Consider the following 21,254-nt stretch of genomic DNA (forward strand, 5'->3'; position numbering starts at 1 on the left):
GGCCCTCGAAGGGCCGGCCGGCTCACCGGACGCGGGCGTCCTCCTCGTCGTCGCTGTCGTCGCCGGGCACGTGCACGTCACGGATGTTGATGTTGACCTCGACGACCTCGAGGCCGGTCATCCGCTCGATGGCGAAGGCGACGTGCGACCGTATCGCGGCGGCCGCGTCGGTGATCTCCGTGCCGTACAGGACGACGACCTCCAGGTCGATCGCCGCCTGCTTCTCGCCGACCTCGACCTTCACACCGCGGGTGTGGTCGGCCTGGCGGGTCACCGTGCCGCGGACGGCTCCCATGGCGCGGCTCGCGCTGCCGCCCATGGCGTGCACGCCGTCCACCTCGCGGGTGGCGATGCCGGCGATCGTGGCGACGACGGTATCGGCAATGACGGTCTTCCCGGCGACGTCCTTCTGCCGGGAGGAGCGGTTGGTTGACGTGGTGTCCGTCTCTGCCATGGGGAATTCCCCTTCTCTGGAAGGTGGTTCGGATGCACGGTCCGCACGTCGGCGCTGCATCCGTGCAACGGGGGCCGGGCATCGGCCCGCAGCCGCCCTCATCCCACTGTGCGACCGGCGTCCGCACCCCGCATCTCCACCCGCGTCCGCGCCGTCGTCCACCGATGCGGGGGCGGTCGCGGCCGCCCCGCGTGCCTCGCCACCGAGAGTCCGCACACGACTCCTTACGGTCATCGACGCCCGGGGGCTCCGGTCGAACCGGGCCGAGCGGACGAGCCGGGCCGAGCGGACGCCCCGGGCGGCGCGCGCGGTCCACAGCGGCCGCCACGGCAGGGTGGACCGGGGGATGGACGCGTACCCGTACGAGGGGCGCCCGGCGCCCACGGGCTCACGCCGGGGCAGAGCGCCTCGGGCCCGGCTCCCCGGCGCGCGGCGGCGCTCCGGTGCACCCGTGAGCGGACCGCCGTGCGTGCCCTGACCGGCGGGTTCGGCGTGAACTGCCATTCGGGTGAATTCATGCCAATATGTATCACATGGGGCGTCAACTGACGCCCGGTCGGGGGTGAGCGCGTTCGGGAGGTCCCGGAAATGACCACTGCGCAAATGCGGCGCGACGACGCCGACAGCCAGGGAAAAGTGCGCTGGGCGTCGGGCTGGATCACTTTCGCCGCGGTGCTGATGATTTTCAGCGGCGCCATGGCGATCTTCGAGGGAATCTCGGCCATTGCGAAGGACAGCGTTTTCGTCGTCACCCGCAACTACGCGTACAACTTCAGCCTGACCGGCTGGGGCGTACTCCACGTCGTCCTGGGTGCGATGGTTCTGATGGCGGGCATCGCGCTCTTCCAGGGCTCCTTCTGGGCCCGCGTGATAGGAGTCGTGCTGGCCTCCCTCTCGATGCTGGCGAACTTCGTCTGGCTGCCGCACTACCCGCTGTGGGCGATCGTGATCATCGCGATCGACGCCTTCATCATCTGGGCGCTGTGCGTGGGCCCCGGCCGGCATTCCCGAGCGGTCTGACACCGGGGCGCCGTGATGGCGAAGAAGAACGCGGCGGACCCGGACGAGGGCGGGCGGCGCCACCTTTCGGCGCAGGACCGGGCGGCGCTGGGAAAGGCCGCCCGGGCCGCCGTCCCCCGCTCCTCCCACGCGTCGTTCGACCCGCCGAGCGGCCGGCCGGACGTGGTGGAGGTCGTCGAGGCGCAGTCCGCGTCCCGCGTGCCGGAACTGGTCCCCATCCGCTACGGCCGGATGACCGAGTCGCCCTTCCGCTTCTACCGCGGCGCCGCCGGCATCATGGCGATGGACCTGGCGGCCACCCCGGTCACCGGCATCCACGCCCAACTGTGCGGCGACGCCCACCTGCTGAACTTCCGGCTGCTGGCCTCACCCGAGCGCCGGATGATGTTCGACATCAACGACTTCGACGAGACCCACCCGGGCCCCTGGGAGTGGGACGTCAAACGCCTGACGGCCAGTCTGGTCATCGCGGGCCGGGCCAACGGCTTCGGCGCCCGCGAGCGCGCGGCGATCGTCCGCGCCACGGTGCGCTCCTACCGCGAGCAGGTGCGGCACTTCGCCGGCATGGGCCATCTCCCGGTGTGGTACGCGAGCTTCGACGAGGAATGGGTCCGGGAACGGTTCGCGCCGCGGATGGGGGACCGCGCCAAGCGCGGCTGGAAACGGGCCGTCGACAAGGCGCGGACCCGCGACAGCATGCAGGCGTACCGCAAACTGACCGAGGTGGTGGAGGGCCGACTCCGCATCGCCGCCGACCCGCCGCTGGTCACGCCGATGCAGGACCTGCTCCCCGGCGTCGAGCGCGACCTGCTGGAACGCGGCATCCGCGAGCTGATCACCCGCTACGGACGTACCCTGCCCTCGGACCGGCAGTGGCTGCTGGAGCAGTACCGGGTGGTCGACATGGCCCGCAAGGTGGTCGGCGTCGGCAGCGTGGGCACCCGTTGCTGGATCGTGCTGCTGCTGGGCAGGGACGACGAGGACCCGCTGCTGCTCCAGGCCAAGGAGGCGGGCGCGTCCGTGCTCGCGGAGCACCTGGGCGACGAGGGGCGGCGCAGCGAGGGTGAGCGTGTGGTCCGCGGCCAGCGGCTCATGCAGGCCACCACCGACATCTTCCTCGGCTGGGAGCATGTCGAGGGGATCGACGGCGTCGAACGGGACTTCTACGTACGGCAGTTGCACGACTGGAAGGGCATCGCCACGCCCGAGGTGATGGTGCCGGCCGGCATGCAGGCCTTCGGTGAACTGTGCGGCGCCACCCTGGCCCGCGCGCACGCCCGCTCGGGCGACCGGATCGCCATCGCCTCCTACCTCGGCGGCGGCGACATCTTCGACCGCGCGCTCGTGGAGTTCGCCGAGACCTACGCCGACCAGAACGAGAAGGACTACAAGGCACTGGTCAAGGCCGTCGACAGCGGCCGGGTCGAAGCGCGGGCGGGCTGAGCCGCCGAGGTTCCCCCGGTGGCACGGGAGCGTCCGCCGTCCGGTGGACGCTCCCGCCGCCGCGTGCCCGCCCATGGCTAAATCGGGGGTTAATTCTGCTAGGGTGCGCGCATGCCCACGGAGGAAGAGCTGTTCGCGCTGGTCGACGAATTGCTGGCCGGCGAGCCGCAGTTGCCGCCGCCCGCGGAGCGGGCGAGGCTGCGCGAGGCGGCCGGCGTCACCCAGGCGCGCCTGGCAGGCAAGTTGCAGACCACCACCCAGACGATCAAGAACTGGGAGAGCGGGCGCAGCGAGCCGCGCGCACCCCGGCGCGGCCCGTACCTGCGGCTGCTGGAGGCGTGGGCGGAGCGGTACCCGGCCGCACGCGTTCCCGAAGCCGTGCCGGTCGCCCCGGCCGCACCGAACCCCGCAGCCGCACCGAACCCCCCAGCCGCACCGGTGTCCGCAGCCGTGTCACCGCCTGTGACGCCGCCCGCGCCTCCCGCCGCCGCGGCTCCGCAGGCGCCCGACGCGCGTGAGGCGGCGGCGGCCGTCGCCGTGGCGCCCGAGGCGCCCGAGGCCGCGCCGCGGGTGCGGCGTCCGGCGGGCAGGCCCGCGGCGTCGCAGTCCGGCCGCGCGCCCGGTGCGGCGTCCGCCCCGGCGCCGGCCACCGCCGAACCGCGGTTCGCGCACGGTCCGCTCGGCGTGCTGGACGGCGACGGATCGCTGTACTGCGCCGGCGGCCTGGTGCTGGAGTGCCCGGCCGGCACCGTCCCCGAGCTGGTCGAATGGACGCTGGCGCAGGCGCAGTTGGGCGCGCTGCGGCTGCACCGCTCGGGCAGGGACGCCGACCCGCTGGTCGTGCTGACCGCCGGCGCCGCCGAACGGCTCGGCCTGCCGGCGGAGTTGGCCGACCGGCGGGACATGCGCCTGCCGGACGACCACAAGGTCGTCCGGCAGATCGCCCGCGCGAAGTGGCAGCTGACCAAGCGGGGGTTCGGCCCGTGGGCGCGCGTCTACCGGCCCGCGCAGGGGCAGCAGCGCAGGTGCGTCCAGCTTGCCGTGCTGCCCTGGCACGCCCTGGACGCGCGGGCCTGGCGGGAGGCGGGTGAGCTGCCGCCGGCCGAACTCGCCCGGGTGCTCGCCGCCTACGCCGGCCGGGTGCTGACCCCGCGCGGCTCCACCGCGGTCGCCGGCCTGGAACTCATGTCGAGCCTGCGGCCGCCCACCCGCGCGGTGCAGGACGAGGCCACCGGCGCGTGGGTGCCGGGCGCGGTACCCGGTTCGCTGACCACCGCCGTCGATCCGGCGCCGCCGGAGGCGCCGGACGAACACCCCGTCGTCACCGCGCTGTTCCCCCGCGCCCACCAGCGGGCCGAGCACGAGGTCCTCGACGAGGAGGCGTTCGACTGGGTCCGCGACCCGCAGCTGCTCACCGACGAGGAGTGCGCGAAGCCGTACGCGGTCGGCGTGGACGTGAACACCGCCTTCCTCGCCGCGGCGAACCGGCTCGTCGTCGGGCTGTCCGGGCCGGAGCACGTACGGTCGCCGCGCTTCGACCGGCAGCTGCCCGGCTGCTGGCTGGTGGACCTGTCCGGCATCGGGATCGACCCCCGGCTGCCCAGCCCCTTCACCCCGCACGGCGGCCGCCCGACCGGTCCCGCCTGGTACGCGACGCCGACCGTGGCGTACGCCCAGGAGCTCGTCGACACCTTCCGGCTGCCGGTGGTGATCGCGCCCGCGGAGGCGTACGTGCGGCGCGATGCCGGCCCGTACCTCGACCCCTGGTACAAGCGGCTGGCCGAGGCGTACAAGGCGACGATGGCCGATCTGGGGGTGGTGGCCGGCCTGTCACCCGCGGAGTTCCTCACCGTGATGCAGGAACACAAGGACGCCGACCCCGGGATGGCGGCGGTGCTCTCGGCGATCAAGTCCACCGTCAAGGGCGGCATCGGCAAGCTCCGCGAGCGTCCGCAGGGCGCGTCCTACCGGCCGGGGGAGCGGTGGCCCGCGCTGGAGCGCCCCACCTGGCGACCCGACATCCGCGCGGCGGTCATCTCGGCGGCCCGCGTCAACATGCACAGGAAACTGGTGAGGACCGCACTGGCCACCCAGTCCCGGCCCGGCCCGGCCGGGCAGGTGGGCTTCGGCCCCGACGCGCTGACGCCGGTCGCGCTGCTGTCGGACTGCGTGGTCTACCCGTCCCGCGGCCCCTCGCCGCTCGACGTGCTGCCGTACGACGCGGCCGGGAAGCCGGCGCCGGGGGGTTTCCGGCTCGGCGTGTCACCGGGGATGGTCAAGCACGAGGGCACGAGGGAGCTGTACTGGGCCGTGGAGCTGATGGAGCAGCAGCACAACCCGGCCCGCCACATCAAGGGCGACCGCACCGAGGACGACGGGGAGTAGGGCCGGATGGGCATCATCGGCGACAGCCTGGACCGGGCCTCCGCGGCCACCGCGACGCGCCCGGTCCCCAAGTCCGCGCCCGCGCGGATGCGGTTCCTGGTGAAGAGCGAGAAGGGCTCCACCCGCGCGGTCGCCGCGCGGCTCGGCGTCTCCCAGCGCACCGTGGAGCGGTATGTGAAGGGCGCCTTGCGCACTCCCCGCAAGGACCTCGCGGCCCGGCTGGAGCGCGAGGTGCGCAAGGACTGGCAGCCCCGCGTCCGCAGCCGCGCCAGGAAGCGCGCCGCCACCGCCACCGGGATCGTGATCGAGACCCGGGCCCGCTTCGGCTTCACCGCCGCGCCCGGCTCCACCGACGACAGCCGGATGCGCCGGATCACCCAGCACCTGCCGCCCGCCTACGCCGCCCGCCTCTTCGACGCGCAGGCCGCCGGCGTCCCGGAGCAGCAGCTCCAGGCCATCGCCGCGGAGGGACTCCAGGAGGTCTACTTCAAGGACCGCGGCCGCCGCGCCCAGGGCCTCGCGGTGGAGTTCGGCGACATCGACTACCTCGAACTGGACTTCTGAGAAACGCACTTCTGAGAACCGGACTTCCAGAGGGGCCGGAGCGCGGAGAGCTGAGTGGGGGCGCCCAGGGAGCGGCACCGGCGGTGCGAGGGCGTCTTCCGCTCCGACGACGGCAGGACGCTGGACCCGGATGCGGCGATCTCGCAGCCGCTGTCGCCCGGCGACGTGCTCTCCGTGCAGCGCACCGGGGACGGCGGTTACGTCCGGGTGGGCGTCTCGGCGCTGTGCGGCTGGCTGGCCGTCGCGCTGCTGGGCGTGGTGGTGGCGGGCGCGCTCGCGCTCGGTGGCCTCGCCGTGTTCCGCGGTTCCGCGCCCCGGGCCGGCTGGCGGACCCTGGCGGCGCTCGGCGCCGCGGCCCTGCTCTGCGGCCTGGCCGGCGCGGTGGCGGGCGCGGTGACCTAGGGTCCGCCCCCGGGCCGGTGGGGGCAGGGGGCGGACGTCGGTCCTCGGAGGGCGGTCAGGGGTCGGAAGGTGCGGCCGCTGGCCGCCCGCTCAGGTACGGGTGCGGGTGTCACCCGCCAGGATGCACAGCAGGGAGCAGGCGACGGCCGACGAGGGCGCCGAGGTGGTCGGCGGGGTGCCGCCCGGGGCCTGCGCCGGCAGGTAGGTCGCGGACGCGGTGTTCCTCATCGGCAGCGCGATGAGGAACGAACTGCAGTAGACCTGCCGGCTGGCGCCGGGCGGCAGGGCGAAGACGCCCGCGGCGCTGTGGCAGGAGGGGGTGGTCGGGTCGTCGACCGTCACGTCCGCCGCGCCGACCGGCCCGGAGTTGGTGACGGTGATGCGCCAGTACGCGACCCCCAGCAGGTGCAGGAGGCCGACCGGGCTGTTCTTCGCCCACGGCCCGGTGCCGTCGGGACCGCAGCGCTGCGCGGACGACACCGTGCAGATCTCCTTGTTCACCGTCACCACGGGCCGGCACTGCGCCCCCGGCTCCACGGCCACCGCCACCGTCGGCGAGGTGAGGTCGCCGGTCGTGTCCGCGCCCGTCGCGGTGTCGCTGACCTGGGCGGTCGCACAGTCGGCGCCGACGACGGTGCGCAGGCACACCTGCGGGTCGTCGCCCTGGAAGGCCACGCTCAGCGCCGGATGGTTGGTGTCGGTGAAGTCACCGGTGCCGGTGAGCACCAGCTGCACGGTCACGGTGATCGAGGGGTGGCCGGCGGCGGAGATGCCGGACAGGTCGACGGTCCCGTCGGGCGCGAGCGCCGGTGCGGCGACGACCGAGCCGTCCGGGTCGGTCACCGAGACGGTGGAGGCGGACAGGTCGGCGTGCGACACGTCGAAGTCCTCCAGCCGGGCCGCGGTGTACGCCTGGACGTGCCCCGACTCCCCGTCGCAGTAGAAGTCGGCGGGGTGCAGGGTGACGGAGGCGCCGCTGTGCACGCAGGGGGAGGCGCCGGTCGAGGGGTCCATGGAGAACAGCACGCCGGCGTCGCCGAGTCCGATCAGGCAGCGGGTGGTGGCGTCGTAGGTGTAGCCGTAGTCGCGGGTGGCCCCGCCGTTCACCGTGGGGTGGCCGGCCACCGCGGGGAAGCCGGCGCAGGGCTGGGCGTGCGTCCAGCTCCAGCACACGGTGTCGCCGGGCAGCGGCCCGCCCCACACCGCGAAGTAGCTTCGGGTGTCGCCTCCCGCGGTGACCACCTCGGGGTTGAACACGAGCACGCCCGAGGCCAGGCTGTCGAGCCCGGTCGCGGCCGGAGCCGTCGCGGCGCCGTCGAGCGTGTAGCAGAAGGTGACGGGAACGCCGCTGCTGTCGGTGGTGCACACGCCGTCGGCGGCGCCGCTCGTGTCGTACCTGGCGTACGCGCTGTAGGTGTACTGCGCGCTGCTCGTCCCGGCCGGGTGCGGGGTGGCCCAGCCGGCGCACACGGCGCCGGTCGCCGGGTCGAAGCAGCCGAGCGCGGGCGGCCCGGCGGCGGTGGACCCGTTCTGCGGTGCGGACGACGCGAAGACCTTCCCGGCGGCGACCACCGTGGCGCCCTGGTAGAGGGCGTAGGAGCTGCCGGGCAGGTCGTGGTTCGGCGGCACGACGGCCGCGAAGGGCTGCCCGGCGCACGGGGTCCGGCTGGCGATGACCATGCACAGCACCTGGCCGGTGCTGGCCACGCCGTACACGTCGCCGCCGGTTGTCACCAGCCCGGCCAGGCCGTTGGCGCTGGACGGGCTGCCGCCCGAGGCGAGCAGCTGCACGTAACCGCAGTCGGCCCGCGCGCCCATGTCGAGACAGCCCACCCCGACGGAGGTGGCGGTGACGGCCGGGTAGTACACGACGCCCGGCCGTCCGGGGTCGGTGACGTACTGCGGCGTCAGCGGGCTGTAGACGTTTCCGGTGTTGCCGCTGCCCAGCGGACCTGCGGTGGTGTTGAGCGGCCGCGGCCAGGGGCCGCCGTCGCACTGCTGCCCGGTGGACAGGTCGTTGCACACGACGACCGGAGCGGCGGGGCCGGTGTGGTGGTAGATGTTCCACGCCTCCACGTCGCCGGACGGCGCGCGGTAGAGGACGGGGGTGAAGCCGTCGCCGCCGGTGGAGCGGGCAGCGGCCTGCACCGGAGGCAGCAGGCCACCGCGTACGGCGGTGCCTGCGCCGCTCACCTCGGGATTCGACGCGCGTACCGCGACGGTCGCGGCGCCCTGGTCGGTCGAGGTGAAGTCGGCGCCGTCGGTGGACCAGGACGGGGTCCAGCCGGGGGGCGTGTGCAGCGAGCCCGGTACGTACGTCTGGGCGGTGCCCGCGCCCTGCACCGGGTCGGTGACGGTGGCCGGGGAGGGGGCGCCGGAACCGGCGCCGTGGTAGCCGATGGTCCAGCCCACGGTGTCGCCGTGCGCCGCCGTGGTGCTGCCGGGCCGGGTGACGTCGCGGACGGACTTGGTCAGGGTCGAGGCGCTCGCGTCCTGCGCCGCCGCGCGGGCGGCGACGGGTTGCACGGAACCGGCGGCGACGGCCATCAGGACGGCGCCCACGGCGACGGCCGCCCGGAGCAGCGGCGGCCGGCGTCGGGTGTCGGACAAGAGGGATCTGAACAAGGAGGTCCCCACCTTCGTCTCGGACGTGCGGACGTCTCGGCGAGTCCGCCGGAACACCGTAGGGACGCGCGGTGGGCAGATCATCCTATTGCGCCGAATCAGTGAGCCGATGAGGCGAACTGGTCCGATGTGACGGTTTCCTGCCGCCTTCGCGGCCGGCGCCGATCGCCCGTCGTCCGGTTCTGCTCCCGCGCTCCGCCGCGCACGCGGGGCGCACCCTTCCCCACGCCGCACCGGCGGCCGTTCACCACCCGCGTGTCCCGCCCGTCCGCGTGGCCGACTCGTGCCACGCGAGCGCGCCCGCGCACCGGAACGGACATGGTGACCCACTGGCAGCATGACCGGCCAAAACGCTTACGCACCAGGCGACTTGGCGCTACTCTCGGGCCCTCGCAGGTATGTCGCGCAGTGTCAAGAGGGGGACGATCCACCATGTCGCACGAAGTGCCGCCGCCACCACCCGGTGCGCCGACTCCGGTGCCCGACCCGCGCGGTGCGTCCCGGAGTTCATTCGACCCGGCGACGGTCAACCCGCTGGACTGGGTGCTCCTCGGCATCGGGTTCGTCGTGTTCGTCTTCTCGTTCTTCGACTACTACTCCTGGGACCTGGGCAAGGTGCTGGGCATGGATCTGGGCACCGTGACCCGGAGCGCCTGGCACTTCGACCACGGCCTGTTCATCGCGTGGTTCGCGATGGTCCTCACCGTGCTGGGAGCGGTCGCACTGGCCGTCGGCCTCTTCGCGCCGACGGTCAACCTGCCCGCCCCCGCCCGGGTGCTGGCGTTCCTGGCCTTCGCGGCCGGGTTCGTGCTCTACCTGATCGCGATCTTCGCGCACTCCGACTTCGGACCGGCCGGCAGCCACGGCTTCAGTTTCTGGCTCAGCCTGGTCCTCGCCGGAGCGGGCGCGGTCGTCGCGCTCATGCGGGCCCAGCAGACGGGCACCGCGCTGCCCGGCCGGCTCAACGACCTGCCGCGCGTGGGCAAGTAGCGCGTCGGCGCGGCGCCACGGAAGCCGCGGGCCGCGGCCGCCACCACGACGGTGGCGGCCGCGGCCCGTTTCCGCCGGACGACGCCCGAGGCCGGGCGCCCGGCGGGGACGGTCGGCCGGCGGTCAGCGGGCGGGCCAGGCCGCACGCTCGGCGACCAGGGCGCGCAGTGCGCGCAGCGGACCCGGCAGGCCCATCCCCGCTGCCGCGCAGACCCGGCCGCCGCGGCCGAACAGCGCGGTGAACCGGTGCTCGGCCGGGTCGCCGTCGACCACCCGGAACCGGTCGGCGCCGCGCGGCCGGCCGTAGACCTGGAGCCGCAGCCCGTACTGGTCGGACCACAGGTACGGCACCGAGCGGAACGGCGTGACCGGGCCGTCGCCGGCCAGCAGCGCCCTGGCCACCGCGAGTCCCTGCTCGGAGGCGTTGGTGCGGTGCTCGACGCGCCGCGGTGCGCCGCCGTACGGATCGGGCCAGGCCGCCACGTCGCCGCAGGCCCAGACGCCGGGCGCGGCGCGCAGCGCCTCGTCGCAGACCACGCCGTCGCCGGTGGGCACCGAACTGCCCGCCAGCCACTCGGCGTTCGGAGTGCCGCCGACGCCCAGCAGCACGGTGTCCGCGGGCAGCCTGCGGCCGTCGCCCAGCCGCACACCGGTGACCCGGCCGGATCTCACGATCAGCGCGCCGGCCCGCGCGCCGGTCACCACGCGCACCCCGTGCTCCCGGTGCACCGCGGTGAGCAGCGCGCCGATCCGCGGGCCGACGGCGTCGGCGAGCAGCGCCTCCGCGGGCGTCACGACGGTCGTCTCGCACCCCGACGAGCGCGCGGCGGCCGCCACCTCCGCGCCGATGAACCCGCCGCCCGCCACCACGAGGCGTCCGCCGCCGGACAGCGCCGCGCGCAGCGCGACCGCGTCGGCGAGGGTGCGCAGCACATGGACGCCGTGCACCCCCTGGGCGCCGGGCAGCCACCGGGGCCGCAGCCCGGTGGCGACCACCACCGCGTCGCAGCCGATCCTGCGGCCGCCGTCGAGCACCACCTCCCGCCGGCGCGTGTCGAGGGCCACGGCCCGCCGGCCCAGCATCAGTTCGAGACCGAGGGCGTCCAGTGCGGCGGCGTCGCGCAGCAGCAGCCGGTCGGCCGGCCAGGCGCCCGACAGCAGCTGCTTGGACAGCGGCGGGCGGTCGTACGGCGGCTCGCGCTCCTCGCCGACGAGCGTCACCCTGCCGTCGAAGCCCTGGCGGCGCAGGCCCTCCGCGCAGGCCAGACCCGCCGCCGAGGCACCGACGACCGCCACCCGGGCCGGATACGCGGTCCGGCCGGTCACCAGGCGACCGGCAGCGCGTGCACGCCGTAGACCAGCATCTCGTCGCGGAAGGCGATCTCGGCGAACTCCTGGTCCAGCCGCAGACCGGGGAAGCGCCGGAGCAACGCCGGGTAGGCGAGGCGCAGTTCGAGCCGGGCCAGGTTCTGCCCCAGGCACTGGTGCGGGCCCGACCCGAAGGCCAGGTGGCGGCGTGCGGGCCGTCCGACGTCGAGCCGGTCGGGGTCGGGGAACACCTCGGGGTCGCGGTTGGCGAGGTCGTTCGCGCAGATCACCCCGTCGCCGGCGCGGATGGTCACCCCGCCCACCTCGATGTCGGCGAGCGCGGTGCGCCGCCGGCCCAGGTGCACGATGGTCAGGTAGCGGAGCAACTCCTCGACGGAGCCCGCCACCTGCTGCTCGTCGCCGTCCCGTACGGCGGCGAGCTGCTCGGGGTGGCGCAGCAGCGCGCAGGTGCCCAGCGCGATCATGTTGGCGGTCGTCTCGTGCCCCGCGATGAGCAGCAGCCTGGCCTGCTTGGCGCACTCGTCGCGGGTGGCGATCCCGGTGGCGACGTACTCGGTCGCCAGCCGGCTCAGCAGGTCGTCCGCGGGGTTCCGCTGCTTGGCGGCGAGGAGGCCGGTGAGGTAGTCGACCAGCTCCTGCGAGGCGTCGAGCGCCTGTTCCGGGGTGCTGCGCATGTCGATCAGCACCCGGCTGCAGCGCTGGAAGAAGCCGTGGTCGGCGTAGGGGACGCCCAGCAGCTCGCAGATGACGAGCGAGGGCAGCGGCAGCGCGAACGCCTGCACGAGGTCCGCGGGCGGCCCGGCGGCCGCCATGGCGTCGAGCAGGCCGTCGACGAGCGCGGTCACCCGCGGACGCAAGCCCTCGATGCGGCGCACGGTGAAGGCGCCGGTGAAGCGGAGCCGCTCCTCGTTGTGCTCCGGCTCGTCCATGGTGATGAAGGTGCGGTTGTGCGCCCGGGTGGCCAGGCTCGCCTCGCTCACCGAGGGGTACCCGGGGCGCCGGCTGTCGGCGCTGATCCGCTCGTCGCGCAACAGCGCGACCTGGTCGTTGTGCCGGGCCACCAGCCAGGCGGTGCTGTCGTCCCAGAGCCTGACGCGGGTGGGCGGCGCGGCCGGGCGGTCGCCGTCCGGCAGCAGCGCGCGATGGGCGGGCGGTGGGTCGAAGGGGCAGCCGGGCGCGCGCCGGGCGGTGAACGGCGTGGCGTCCTCGGTCTCGTGCGTGGCGGGCGCGGTCATGAGTGCGCCTCCTGGAGTGCCAGGGTGATCGCGCCGGCCGGGCAGACCTGCGCGGCCTCCTCGGCCGCCGCTCGCAGGTGCTGCGGCGGATGTTCGGTGAGCAGGACGACGATGCCGTCGTCCTCGCGCTGGTCGAAGATCTCCGGTGCGGCCAGGACGCACTGGCCGGCTCCGCAGCACTTGTCGGTGTCCACGGTTATCCGCATGGGTTCCTCCCTGGGGGCGGGATGGACGGGCGGATACTTGCCTGAGGTAAGTAACCGTGAGCAACGCTAACGCTGCGGTGCGCGAGGGCGCGTGGTTGATGGATGTAAAGGCCACCTTTCCGGCCACGCCGAGGAACCGCCGCCCGCAGCTCGCGGACGCGCCCGGCGGAGCCTTCCCGCACCCCCTGATCAGGGCGGAACCGAGGGTGCGCCGGCGCACGGCGCGGCCGGTCGGCCCGGCGGGCGGGGCCGCGGGGTCGCCGCGGCGCGCGACAGGTCGGCCGAATCCCGGCGGGCTCCCGCCGGAAGTCGGCGCGCGACCCTGGCTCAGCCCAGCGCGCGGTCGAGGTTGAAGGCGGCGCTGATCAGCGACAGATGGGTGAACGCCTGCGGGAAGTTGCCGAGTTGCTCCCCGGTGCGGCCGATCTCCTCGGCGTAGAGGCCGACATGGTTGGCGTACGTCAGCATCTTCTCGAAGGCCAGCCGGGCCTGCTCGGTGCGGCCGGCCCGGGTGAGCGCCTCGACGTACCAGAAGGAGCAGATGGAGAAGGTGCCCTCGGTGCCGCGCAGACCGTCCGGGCTGACGCCCGGGTCGTACCGGTACACCAGCGAGTCGGAGACCAGGTCCGAGCTGAGCGCGTCCAGCGTGGCCAGCCACTTGGGGTCGTTGGGCGAGACGAACTTGGCCAGCGGCATCATCAGCACCGAGGCGTCCAGGACGTCGCCGTCGAGCTGCTGCACGAACGCGCCGCGCTCCGCGGACCAGCCGCGCCGCATGATCTGCCGGTAGATCTCGTCGCGGTTGCGCTGCCAGCGGGTCAGATCCGCGGGCAGGCCGCGGCGGTTGGCCAACCGGATCGCGCGCTCGATCGCCACCCAGCACATCAGCCGCGCGTACACGAAGTCCCGGCGGCCGCTGCGGGACTCCCAGATGCCCTCGTCCGGCTGGTCCCAGTGGTCGCACAGCCAGTCCACCATGCTCGCGACCTGGTCCCAGTGGGCGCTGCTGATCGGGCTGCCCCACTTGTCGTAGAGATAGACCGAGTCGATCAGCGCGCCGTAGATGTCGAGTTGCAGCTGGCCGGTGGCGGCGTTGCCGATCCGTACCGGCGCCGAGCCCATGTACCCCTCCAGGTGCGGCAGTTCCGTCTCGGGCAGCTCGCTGCGGCCGTCGATGCCGTACATGATCTGCAGCGGACCCTCCGCCGGGTGGGGAGCGCCCTTGCCGCGCTCGGCGAGGAAGGTCATGAACGCCGCGGCCTCGTCGGTGAAGCCGAGCCGCAGCATCGCGTAGACGCAGAAGGCGGCGTCACGCACCCACACGTACCGGTAGTCCCAGTTGCGCTCGCCGCCGATCCCCTCGGGCAGGCTGGTCGTCGGCGCGGCGACGAAGGCGCCGGTGGGCGCGTAGGTGAGCAGCTTCAGCAGCAGCGCCGAACGGTGCACCATCTCCCGCCACCGGCCGTGGTACTTCGACTGGTGCAGCCAGGTCCGCCAGAACCGCACGGTCGACTCGAACTCGTCCTCCGCCTCGGACTGCGGGCAGTCCCGCGGGACGCAGTCCTCGTCGCCGGCCCCGGAGTGGTCGAGCGCGAACACCGCGGACTCGCCTTCGAGGAGCTTGAACCGGGAGGTGACGTCCTGTCCGTCGCACTCCATCGGCACCGTCGAGGTGAGCGCCAGCGTGAGCGACGGCGAGCGGAACACCGCGGCGTGGTCCCGCAGTTCCGCCGTGTGCCGGTCGGCTCCGTAGCCGAACCGCGGCGCCACCCGCGCCCGGAACGGCAGGGTGCCGCGTACGCAGATGACCCGCCGGATCAGCCGGTGCCTGCCACCCTGCCGCGCCTCGTCCACGACCGGCATGAAGTCCTGGATCTCGGCGACGCCGTCGGCCGCGAAGAACCGGGTGATCAGCACGTTCGTGTCGGGGAAGTAGAACTGCCGGGTCCTGGCCGGCGTGTCCGCGGCGAGTTCGAACCGGCCGCCGCGGTCCGCGTCGAGGATGGCGCCGAAGACGCTGGGCGAGTCGAAGCGGGGGCAGCAGTACCAGTCGACGGTGCCGTCGGTGCCGACCAGCGCGGCCGTCCTCAGGTCACCGATCAGGCCGTGCTCGGCGACCGGGAGATAGCGGCTGGACGGCTCGCCTCCCGCTCCGCCGGGTCCGATGGGCTCGAAGGCCATGGCGTCGCCCGGGTCAGCCCCGCCTCCTGCCTCTCGCCGCCGCACCCGCGCGCACCCCGGCGGACCGGCTGTCCGTGCCCTCGTCGTCCCCGTACCGGGGCGCGGTCCGCGCCACCTCACCGTCGAACAGCCGCATGGCCCGCTCCCTCCCCGCAGCGCACCCTCGCGCGCGGTCGTGGATCGCCTCTGCTTCGAGCGTACGCCCGTACGGTGCGGCTGACGCGCCGAGCCGCGGCGAGCGGAACCGGGCGGCGGCCCCCTGGCCTGCGGAGCCGCCGGTATGGCCGGGCGGTGCACCCGCTGCTGCCGATGACGTATCTCGTCGACGGCCCGCGGGTGGCGATCTCCGGCGACTCGTCCGGCCGGCTGCTCACCCACGTGGGCGTGCCGGCGGGCGTCGCGCCGCTCTTCCTCGGCTGCACCGCGCTCGCGGTGCGCCGGATGCGGGTGTGACGGCCGCCCGGCTGCACTCCGACGTGGCACTGTGACCGCAGGCGGCGCGCCGCGCGGTGCCGCACGCCGCCCCGCGCGGCGCACCGCATCGGGCAGCGTCGATCAGTCTGCGTCGGCGTCGCGGGCGGGGGTAGACGGCACGCGACGCCGTGCTGTCGGCCGCAGGGCCCCGGGCTCCGCATCGTGGACCGGCTCGGACGCACACCATCGTGAAGGGGAGGGCCATGTCCGACACGCCGGCCAACGCGGTGCCGAGGTCGTCGTCGGCGAGATCCGGACCGTCCTCGCAGGACGGACCGTTCCTGCCGGCGGCTGAGACGGCCGAGCGGTCGGGGCCTGTCGCGCCGACGGAGCGGTCGGAGCCGGCGGGTCCGCCGGCACCCGCCGAACCGCGCGAGCCCGCTGCGCCGGCCGGGCGAAACCGGCAGTCGGCGCCGTCCGTGCAGGTCGGGCCCTCCGGGCCGGACGCCGACCGCGCCGCGCGCGCGCCACGGGTGCCCGCTGTCGTCAGGGCGGCCGCAGGCCAGCGGTCCTGGTTCCAGATCGGTTTCGGGCTCGCCCTCGGCGGGACCCTGGCGTGGCTCCTGGTGCAGACCGTGCTCAAGCTCAGCGCGCTGCTGACCCTCCTGATGCTCGCCGTGTTCATCGCGGTCAGTCTGGAACCGGTCGTCGCCTGGCTGGGCCGCCGGGGGCTGCGCCGCGGCTGGTCGGTGCTGGTGGTGGTGGCCGGGTTCGCCGGGCTGCTCGCCGGGTTCCTTGCCCTGATGGTCCCGCCGGTGACCGACGCGGTGAACGCGCTCAGCGACGCCGTGCCCCGCTGGCGACAGCAGCTGCACGACCACCACTCCACGCTGGGCCGGCTGGAGGACCGTTACCACGTCATCGAGAAGGCGCAGTCGAAGCTCAGCTCCGGAGGCGCCTCGCAGCTGGCCGGCGGCGTGCTGGGCGCCGGCCAGCTGGTGGTCAGCCTCATCACCTCCGCCGTGATCGTGATCACCGTCACGCTGTACGTGATGGCCGCGCTGCCCACGATCAAGCAGTTCTTCTACCGCTTCGTCCCCGGCACCAAGCGGCCCCGGGTGGAGACCGTCACCGAGGCCATCCTCAGCCGCGTCGGCCGGTACATGCTCGGCAACATCGCGACCTCGGTGATCGCCGGTGTCGCCACCTTCGTGTGGTGCGAGGTCATCGGCGTGCCCTACGCGGCGGCGCTCGGCTTCTTCGTGGCGGTGATGGACATGGTGCCGGTGGTCGGTTCGACCGTCGGCGGCATCGTGGTCAGCCTGGTGGCGCTGACCGCCTCCCTGCCGGTGGCCGTCGCCACCGCCGCCTTCTACATCGGCTTCCGGGTGGCCGAGGACTACCTGATCATGCCGCGGGCCATGCGGTTCGCCGTGGACGTGCACCCGGTCGTGACGGTGGTGGCGGTGCTCGCCGGCGGTTCGCTGCTCGGCATCATCGGCGGCCTGGTGGCCATCCCCGCGGCCGTCGCCCTCGGCATCCTGCTCGACGAGTACGTCTTCCCGCGCACCGACGCCTCCTGACGCCGCCGCGTCACGGCCGAGGCTCCTGACGCCCACGGTGGGGCGCAACCCTCCCCGGCGACGTCCCGCCGCCCGGCCCCGGGCGGCGGGACGCCGGCGCTCACTTGGTGATCGTGACCGCCACGGTGGCCGAGGCCGCGCCGTGCGTGGCGTCGCCCGCGTAGTCGATCCGGTACACCGCGGTCCCCCTGACCAGCGGTATGTCGGCTGCCTTCCAGGCGCCGGCGGCGTTCACCGGAACCGTGGTGACGACCGTGCCCCCGGGGTTCGCGGAGTCGGTCCGGGTGAGCGTCACCCTGCTGCCCGCCGATACCGGGAGCTGCGAGGTGAGCCTGCCCTTGAGGGTCAGGGCGTGGCCCTTCCTGGCGGTGGCCGGGGCGGTGATCGTCACCGTGCTCGGCGAGTCGGGCGCGCCGATCACCTGGAGCGAGATCGGCCCGCCGTAGCCGTCCGCGGTGAGGGCGAACAGGGCGGTGCCGCTCGGGTCCCAGGCGAGGCCGGCCGGCAGCAGCAACTGCCCCAGTTCGTAGCCGTGCTCCGGGGTGCCCTGGCCCTGGGCGAAGGTGTAGACGTCGTCGTCGTACGACGCGTCCACGCCCGCCGCCACGGTGCCGTCCGGGGCGATGGCCACCGCGTCGGGATAGGGGCCGGTCGGATAGGTGCCGTCCGCCGACAGGTCCGCGAGCTTGAAGACCTGCAGGAAGTACGGCGCGCCGCTGGCGGTGACCAGCTCCTTGCCGTCAGGGGTGATGGCCATGTCGGAGATGTCGCCGGTCCCGCTCGGGGAGGAACCGGGATCGTGCACCGACACCTTCGTGACCGCCGTGCCCGAGGAGACGTCGTAGACGGTGACGGTCGGCGGGCTGCTGTCGGCGTCCGCGGCGACCAGGACGCCCGGCGCGGACGGCGAGGACGCCAGCACCGGCGCCGCGTAGAACTGGTAGCCCGTGGACGGGTCGAGCGTGACGTGCGGCTCGGCCGCGGACAGGTCGAGCGAGCCGATCCGGCCGGCGCCGCCGTCGCCGTAGCCGAACCACAGGGTGCTTCCCACCATGGCCAGGTGGGCCGGATCGGTGCCCGCGCCGGTGGCGTAGCGCGCGGACTCGGTGAGTGTCGCCGTGTCGATCGCGGCGATCGCGTCACCGCTGTGCAGCGCGGCGAAGAGCGTGCCGGAGTCCGGCGACAGCGCGAGGCCCTGCGCGCCTGGCTCGCCGGTGACCTGACCGACGACCGTGCCCGAGTAGTCCGTCACCACGATCTTGCTGCTCTGCGGGTCGCTGATGAGCAAGTGGCGGTGCACGCCGTCGACGACGACGTTCCCGTACGAGCTCAGCGGCAATGCCGCCGTCCCGTCGGCAGCCGCCGGCGCCGCCCCCGCCGCCAGCAGCGATCCCGTCGCCACGACGACCGCGAACGAGGCCCCCAGTAATGTCCGTTGCATGGACATAGGTGTCCTGTACCCCCTCGAACGAATGCCGCGGAGGGCGGTCCCCCCGCGTGATCAGAAGACTACGGGGGAGCACTGACAACGCTGCCGGGCCGGCCGGCCGGGTGTGCATTGTCCGGACGGGCGGGTCGTGGTTGGCTCTCCTGGTGAACCTACTGCTGACTTCCACCGGGCTGAGCAACGAGACCCTGCTGGGCGCCGCCCGGGACATGCTGGGCAGACCCTTCGGGGCGGCGAGGATCGTGTACGTCACCACGGCGTCCGTCGCCGAGCCCGGGGACCACAGCTGGCTCGTCGAGGGCATGGGCCGCCTGCACGGCCTGGGCTGGCAGGAGTTCGACGTGCTGGAGCTCAACGGCCTGCCGCCGCAGCTGGTGCTGGAGCGGCTGCGGCACGCCGACGTGATCTACGTCGAGGGCGGCAGCCACTACCACCTCGCGCGCAGCATCACCCGGAACGGCCTGCGGGACGGCTTCCTCGACGCGCTGGAGAGCCGTGTCTACGTCGGGGTCAGCGCGGGGGCGATGATCTTCAGCCGGAACCTCACGGAGCGCTCCGCCGAGGTCATCGGGGACACCGAGGATCTGCACCGGCTGGGCGCGACCACCGTGGAACCGCCGCTCGGGCTCTTCGACTGGTACCTCAAACCCCACCTGTACTCGCCGCACTTCGCGGAACGCGACGACGCCTGGGCCGACCGCATCGTCGAACGGGCCGACTTCCCGATCTACTTCCTCGACGACGAGACGGCCATCCGGATCAGCGGCGACACCCAGGAGGTCCTCTCCGAAGGCAGGTGGCGGTTCCACCCGTGAGGCGGGACCAGGCCGTCTGCCCGCCGCCCTGCGCGTGGCGCCCGGCGGCCGCGCCACCGCCAACCTCACCTTCGCCGCCGCCGCGGACCGCCCCTCCCCGGGGCGACCGCACCCCCGGCAGCCGGCTGCGCCAGCTGCCGGTCAGCGACGACAGCCAGGGCGCCACCCAGACCACCCGGTACGCGCTGACCGCGAGGCTGCCGCGGCGCTGAACGCCGGCGGCGCGTCCGGGGTGCGTCCCGGGGCGGAACGCACCCCTGCTGGGGGATGATGACGAGATCACGGAACGTCACAGAGAGGTGAGCGGCCCATGACTCAGGAAGTACGCGGCGTCGTCGCGCCGGGCAGGAACGAGCGCGTGAGGATCGAGACCGTCGTCATTCCCGACCCGGGGCCGGGGGAGGCGGTGGTGCGGGTCCAGGCGTGCGGGGTGTGCCACACCGACCTGCACTACAAGCAGGGCGGCATCAGCGACGCGTTCCCGTTCCTCCTCGGCCACGAGGCCGCCGGCGTCGTCGAGGAGGTCGGCCCCGGCGTCGAGGAGGTCGCGCCGGGCGACTTCGTCGTCCTCAACTGGCGTGCGGTGTGCGGCCGCTGCCGGGCCTGCCGGCGCGGCCGGCCCTGGTACTGCTTCGACACCCACAACGCCACGCAGAAGATGACCCTCGCCGACGGCACCCCGCTCTCCCCGGCGCTGGGGATCGGCGCCTTCGCGGAGAAGACGCTGGTGGCCGCCGGGCAGTGCACCAAGGTCGACGCGGCCGCCCCGCCGCAGGTCGCCGGGCTGCTCGGATGCGGCGTGATGGCGGGCATCGGCGCCGCCCTGAACACCGGCAACGTCAGCCGCGGCGACTCCGTCGCGGTGATCGGCTGCGGCGGCGTCGGCGACGCGGCGATCGCCGGGGCGCGGCTGGCCGGCGCCGGCCGGATCATCGCCGTCGACATCGACGCCCGCAAGCTCGAGACGGCGGTGCGCGTCGGCGCCACCCACACCGTGAACTCCGGCGAGAGCGACCCGGTCGAGGCCGTCAGGGAGCTGACCGGCGGGTTCGGCGCCGACGTGGTGATCGAGGCGGTCGGCCGCCCGGAGACGTACCGGCAGGCGTTCTACGCCCGCGACCTGGCCGGCACCGTCGTGCTCGTCGGAGTCCCCACCCCGGAGATGACCCTCGAACTGCCGCTGCTGGACGTCTTCGGCCGCGGCGGCGCGCTGAAGTCCTCCTGGTACGGCGACTGCCTGCCCAGCCGCGACTTCCCGATGCTGATCGACCTGTACCTGCAGGGGCGGCTCGACCTGGAGTCCTTCGTCACCGAGACGATCGAACTGGACGACATCGAGAAGGCGTTCCAGCGGATGCACGACGGGGACGTGCTGCGGTCGGTGGTGCTGCTGTGAGCGCCCGCGTCGAACACCTCGTCACCACCGGCACGTTCTCGCTCGACGGCGGGACCTGGGACGTCGAGAACAACGTGTGGATCGTCGGCGACGACCGCGAGGTGCTGGTCGTCGACGCGGCGCACGACGCCGACGCCGTCGCGGCCGCCGTCGGCGGCCGCACCGTGCGGGCCGTGGTGTGCACGCACGCCCACGACGACCACATCGGCGCCGCGCCCGCCCTCGCCGCCCGCACCGGGGCGCCGATCCTGCTGCACCCGGAGGACCTGCCGCTGTGGAGGCTCACGCACCCGCAGCGGTCGCCCGACGGCGAACTGGCGGACGGCCAGGTCCTCGAGGTCGCGGGCACCGAGCTGACGGTGCTGCACACTCCGGGCCACGCGCCGGGCGCCGTCTGCCTGTACGCCCCCGGCCTCGGCACGGTCTTCACCGGCGACACCCTCTTCCAGGGCGGCCCCGGAGCCACCGGGCGGTCCTTCTCGGACTTCCCGACGATCGTCGAGTCCATCCGCGCGCGCCTGCTGACCCTGCCCCCGCAGACCGTCGTCCGCACCGGTCACGGCGAGTCCACCACCGTCGCGGACGAACTGCCGCACCTTCAGGAGTGGATCGACCGCGGTCACTGACCCCGTACCGCCGGACGGGTCAGCGGGTGTACGCCGATCGGGTGCGCCGGCGGGATGGCGGCCCGTCCGGCGGAGCCGAGGTGCGCAGACTCGTCGGGCGGGACAACCGCGTTCCGCGACCCACCGGTTGACCGGTGGG

At 74.0% G+C, this 21,254-nt stretch carries 18 protein-coding genes; 11 read left to right on the forward strand and 7 right to left on the reverse strand.

The features are described 5' to 3' along the window. Positions 1 to 22: 22 nt before the first annotated feature. The gene (locus tag V2S66_RS22770) at positions 23 to 454 is read right to left on the reverse strand and encodes an Asp23/Gls24 family envelope stress response protein (RefSeq protein ID WP_330797878.1); all 432 of its coding nucleotides are present in this window, start codon (positions 452 to 454) and stop codon (positions 23 to 25) included. Between the two features lie 588 nt (positions 455 to 1,042). Between V2S66_RS22770 and V2S66_RS22775 the strand changes: the two genes are divergently transcribed. The 5 genes from V2S66_RS22775 to V2S66_RS22795 all read left to right on the forward strand — a co-directional run bounded on the left by V2S66_RS22775 (position 1,043) and on the right by V2S66_RS22795 (position 6,268). Further along, positions 1,043 to 1,474, forward strand: coding sequence for a DUF7144 family membrane protein (locus tag V2S66_RS22775; protein WP_330797880.1), 432 nt, complete (start codon positions 1,043 to 1,045; stop codon positions 1,472 to 1,474). Positions 1,475 to 1,489: 15 nt separating this feature from the next. Next, positions 1,490 to 2,917, forward strand: coding sequence for a DUF2252 domain-containing protein (locus tag V2S66_RS22780; protein ID WP_330797882.1), 1,428 nt, complete (start codon positions 1,490 to 1,492; stop codon positions 2,915 to 2,917). 111 nt (positions 2,918 to 3,028) lie between these two features. Continuing rightward, complete coding sequence (gene tap, locus V2S66_RS22785; protein WP_330797884.1) at positions 3,029 to 5,302, forward strand: telomere-associated protein Tap; 2,274 nt, start codon at positions 3,029 to 3,031, stop codon at positions 5,300 to 5,302. A gap of 6 nt (positions 5,303 to 5,308) precedes the next feature. Next, on the forward strand, positions 5,309 to 5,866 hold the full coding sequence (tpg, locus tag V2S66_RS22790) for a telomere-protecting terminal protein Tpg (protein ID WP_330797885.1): 558 nt from the start codon (positions 5,309 to 5,311) through the stop codon (positions 5,864 to 5,866). 54 nt (positions 5,867 to 5,920) lie between these two features. Continuing rightward, positions 5,921 to 6,268: a hypothetical protein gene (locus V2S66_RS22795; protein ID WP_330797887.1), complete on the forward strand. Its 348-nt coding sequence runs from the start codon at positions 5,921 to 5,923 to the stop codon at positions 6,266 to 6,268. Positions 6,269 to 6,358: 90 nt separating this feature from the next. On the opposite strand, the gene V2S66_RS22800 is transcribed toward V2S66_RS22795, so the two are convergent. After that, on the reverse strand, positions 6,359 to 8,878 hold the full coding sequence (locus tag V2S66_RS22800) for a DUF7617 domain-containing protein (RefSeq protein WP_330797889.1): 2,520 nt from the start codon (positions 8,876 to 8,878) through the stop codon (positions 6,359 to 6,361). Positions 8,879 to 9,325: 447 nt separating this feature from the next. Between V2S66_RS22800 and V2S66_RS22805 the strand changes: the two genes are divergently transcribed. Further along, positions 9,326 to 9,883, forward strand: coding sequence for a hypothetical protein (locus tag V2S66_RS22805; protein WP_330797891.1), 558 nt, complete (start codon positions 9,326 to 9,328; stop codon positions 9,881 to 9,883). Between the two features lie 123 nt (positions 9,884 to 10,006). On the opposite strand, the gene V2S66_RS22810 is transcribed toward V2S66_RS22805, so the two are convergent. The 4 genes from V2S66_RS22810 to V2S66_RS22825 form a co-directional block, all read right to left on the reverse strand. Further along, on the reverse strand, positions 10,007 to 11,209 hold the full coding sequence (locus tag V2S66_RS22810; RefSeq protein WP_330797892.1) for an NAD(P)/FAD-dependent oxidoreductase: 1,203 nt from the start codon (positions 11,207 to 11,209) through the stop codon (positions 10,007 to 10,009). Then, complete coding sequence (locus V2S66_RS22815; protein WP_330797894.1) at positions 11,206 to 12,447, reverse strand: cytochrome P450; 1,242 nt, start codon at positions 12,445 to 12,447, stop codon at positions 11,206 to 11,208. Before V2S66_RS22815 ends, V2S66_RS22810 begins: the two co-directional genes overlap by 4 nt. After that, positions 12,444 to 12,653, reverse strand: a complete 210-nt coding sequence (locus V2S66_RS22820) for a ferredoxin (RefSeq protein ID WP_330797896.1) — start codon at positions 12,651 to 12,653, stop codon at positions 12,444 to 12,446. The genes V2S66_RS22815 and V2S66_RS22820 overlap by 4 nt, the downstream gene beginning before the upstream one ends. Before the next feature lie 327 nt (positions 12,654 to 12,980). Further along, positions 12,981 to 14,834, reverse strand: a complete 1,854-nt coding sequence (locus V2S66_RS22825) for a glycoside hydrolase family 15 protein (RefSeq protein WP_330797897.1) — start codon at positions 14,832 to 14,834, stop codon at positions 12,981 to 12,983. Positions 14,835 to 15,125: 291 nt separating this feature from the next. Here V2S66_RS22825 and V2S66_RS22830 point away from each other — a divergent pair, with 291 nt between their 5' ends. Continuing rightward, positions 15,126 to 15,287, forward strand: a complete 162-nt coding sequence (locus tag V2S66_RS22830; protein WP_330797899.1) for an ABC-2 transporter permease — start codon at positions 15,126 to 15,128, stop codon at positions 15,285 to 15,287. A 440-nt stretch (positions 15,288 to 15,727) separates the two neighbouring features. After that, entirely contained in the window at positions 15,728 to 16,831 is a 1,104-nt protein-coding gene (locus V2S66_RS22835; RefSeq protein WP_330797901.1) for an AI-2E family transporter, read from the forward strand. A 100-nt stretch (positions 16,832 to 16,931) separates the two neighbouring features. Here the strand turns inward: V2S66_RS22835 and V2S66_RS22840 are convergent, their stop codons facing one another. Then, positions 16,932 to 18,272, reverse strand: a complete 1,341-nt coding sequence (locus V2S66_RS22840) for a YncE family protein (RefSeq protein ID WP_330797903.1) — start codon at positions 18,270 to 18,272, stop codon at positions 16,932 to 16,934. Positions 18,273 to 18,424: 152 nt separating this feature from the next. Between V2S66_RS22840 and V2S66_RS22845 the strand changes: the two genes are divergently transcribed. From V2S66_RS22845 to V2S66_RS22855, 3 genes are all read left to right on the forward strand, one after another. Then, entirely contained in the window at positions 18,425 to 19,093 is a 669-nt protein-coding gene (locus tag V2S66_RS22845) for a Type 1 glutamine amidotransferase-like domain-containing protein (protein WP_330797905.1), read from the forward strand. A gap of 310 nt (positions 19,094 to 19,403) precedes the next feature. After that, a complete protein-coding gene (locus V2S66_RS22850) occupies positions 19,404 to 20,489 on the forward strand; it encodes an S-(hydroxymethyl)mycothiol dehydrogenase (RefSeq protein ID WP_330797907.1) in 1,086 nt (361 codons plus the stop codon). After that, entirely contained in the window at positions 20,486 to 21,115 is a 630-nt protein-coding gene (locus V2S66_RS22855) for an MBL fold metallo-hydrolase (protein ID WP_330797910.1), read from the forward strand. Before V2S66_RS22850 ends, V2S66_RS22855 begins: the two co-directional genes overlap by 4 nt. The last annotated feature ends 139 nt before the right edge of the window (positions 21,116 to 21,254 follow it).

Source organism: Actinacidiphila polyblastidii, from assembly GCF_036353415.1.
GTDB classification, from domain to species: Bacteria; Actinomycetota; Actinomycetes; order Streptomycetales; family Streptomycetaceae; genus Actinacidiphila; species Actinacidiphila polyblastidii.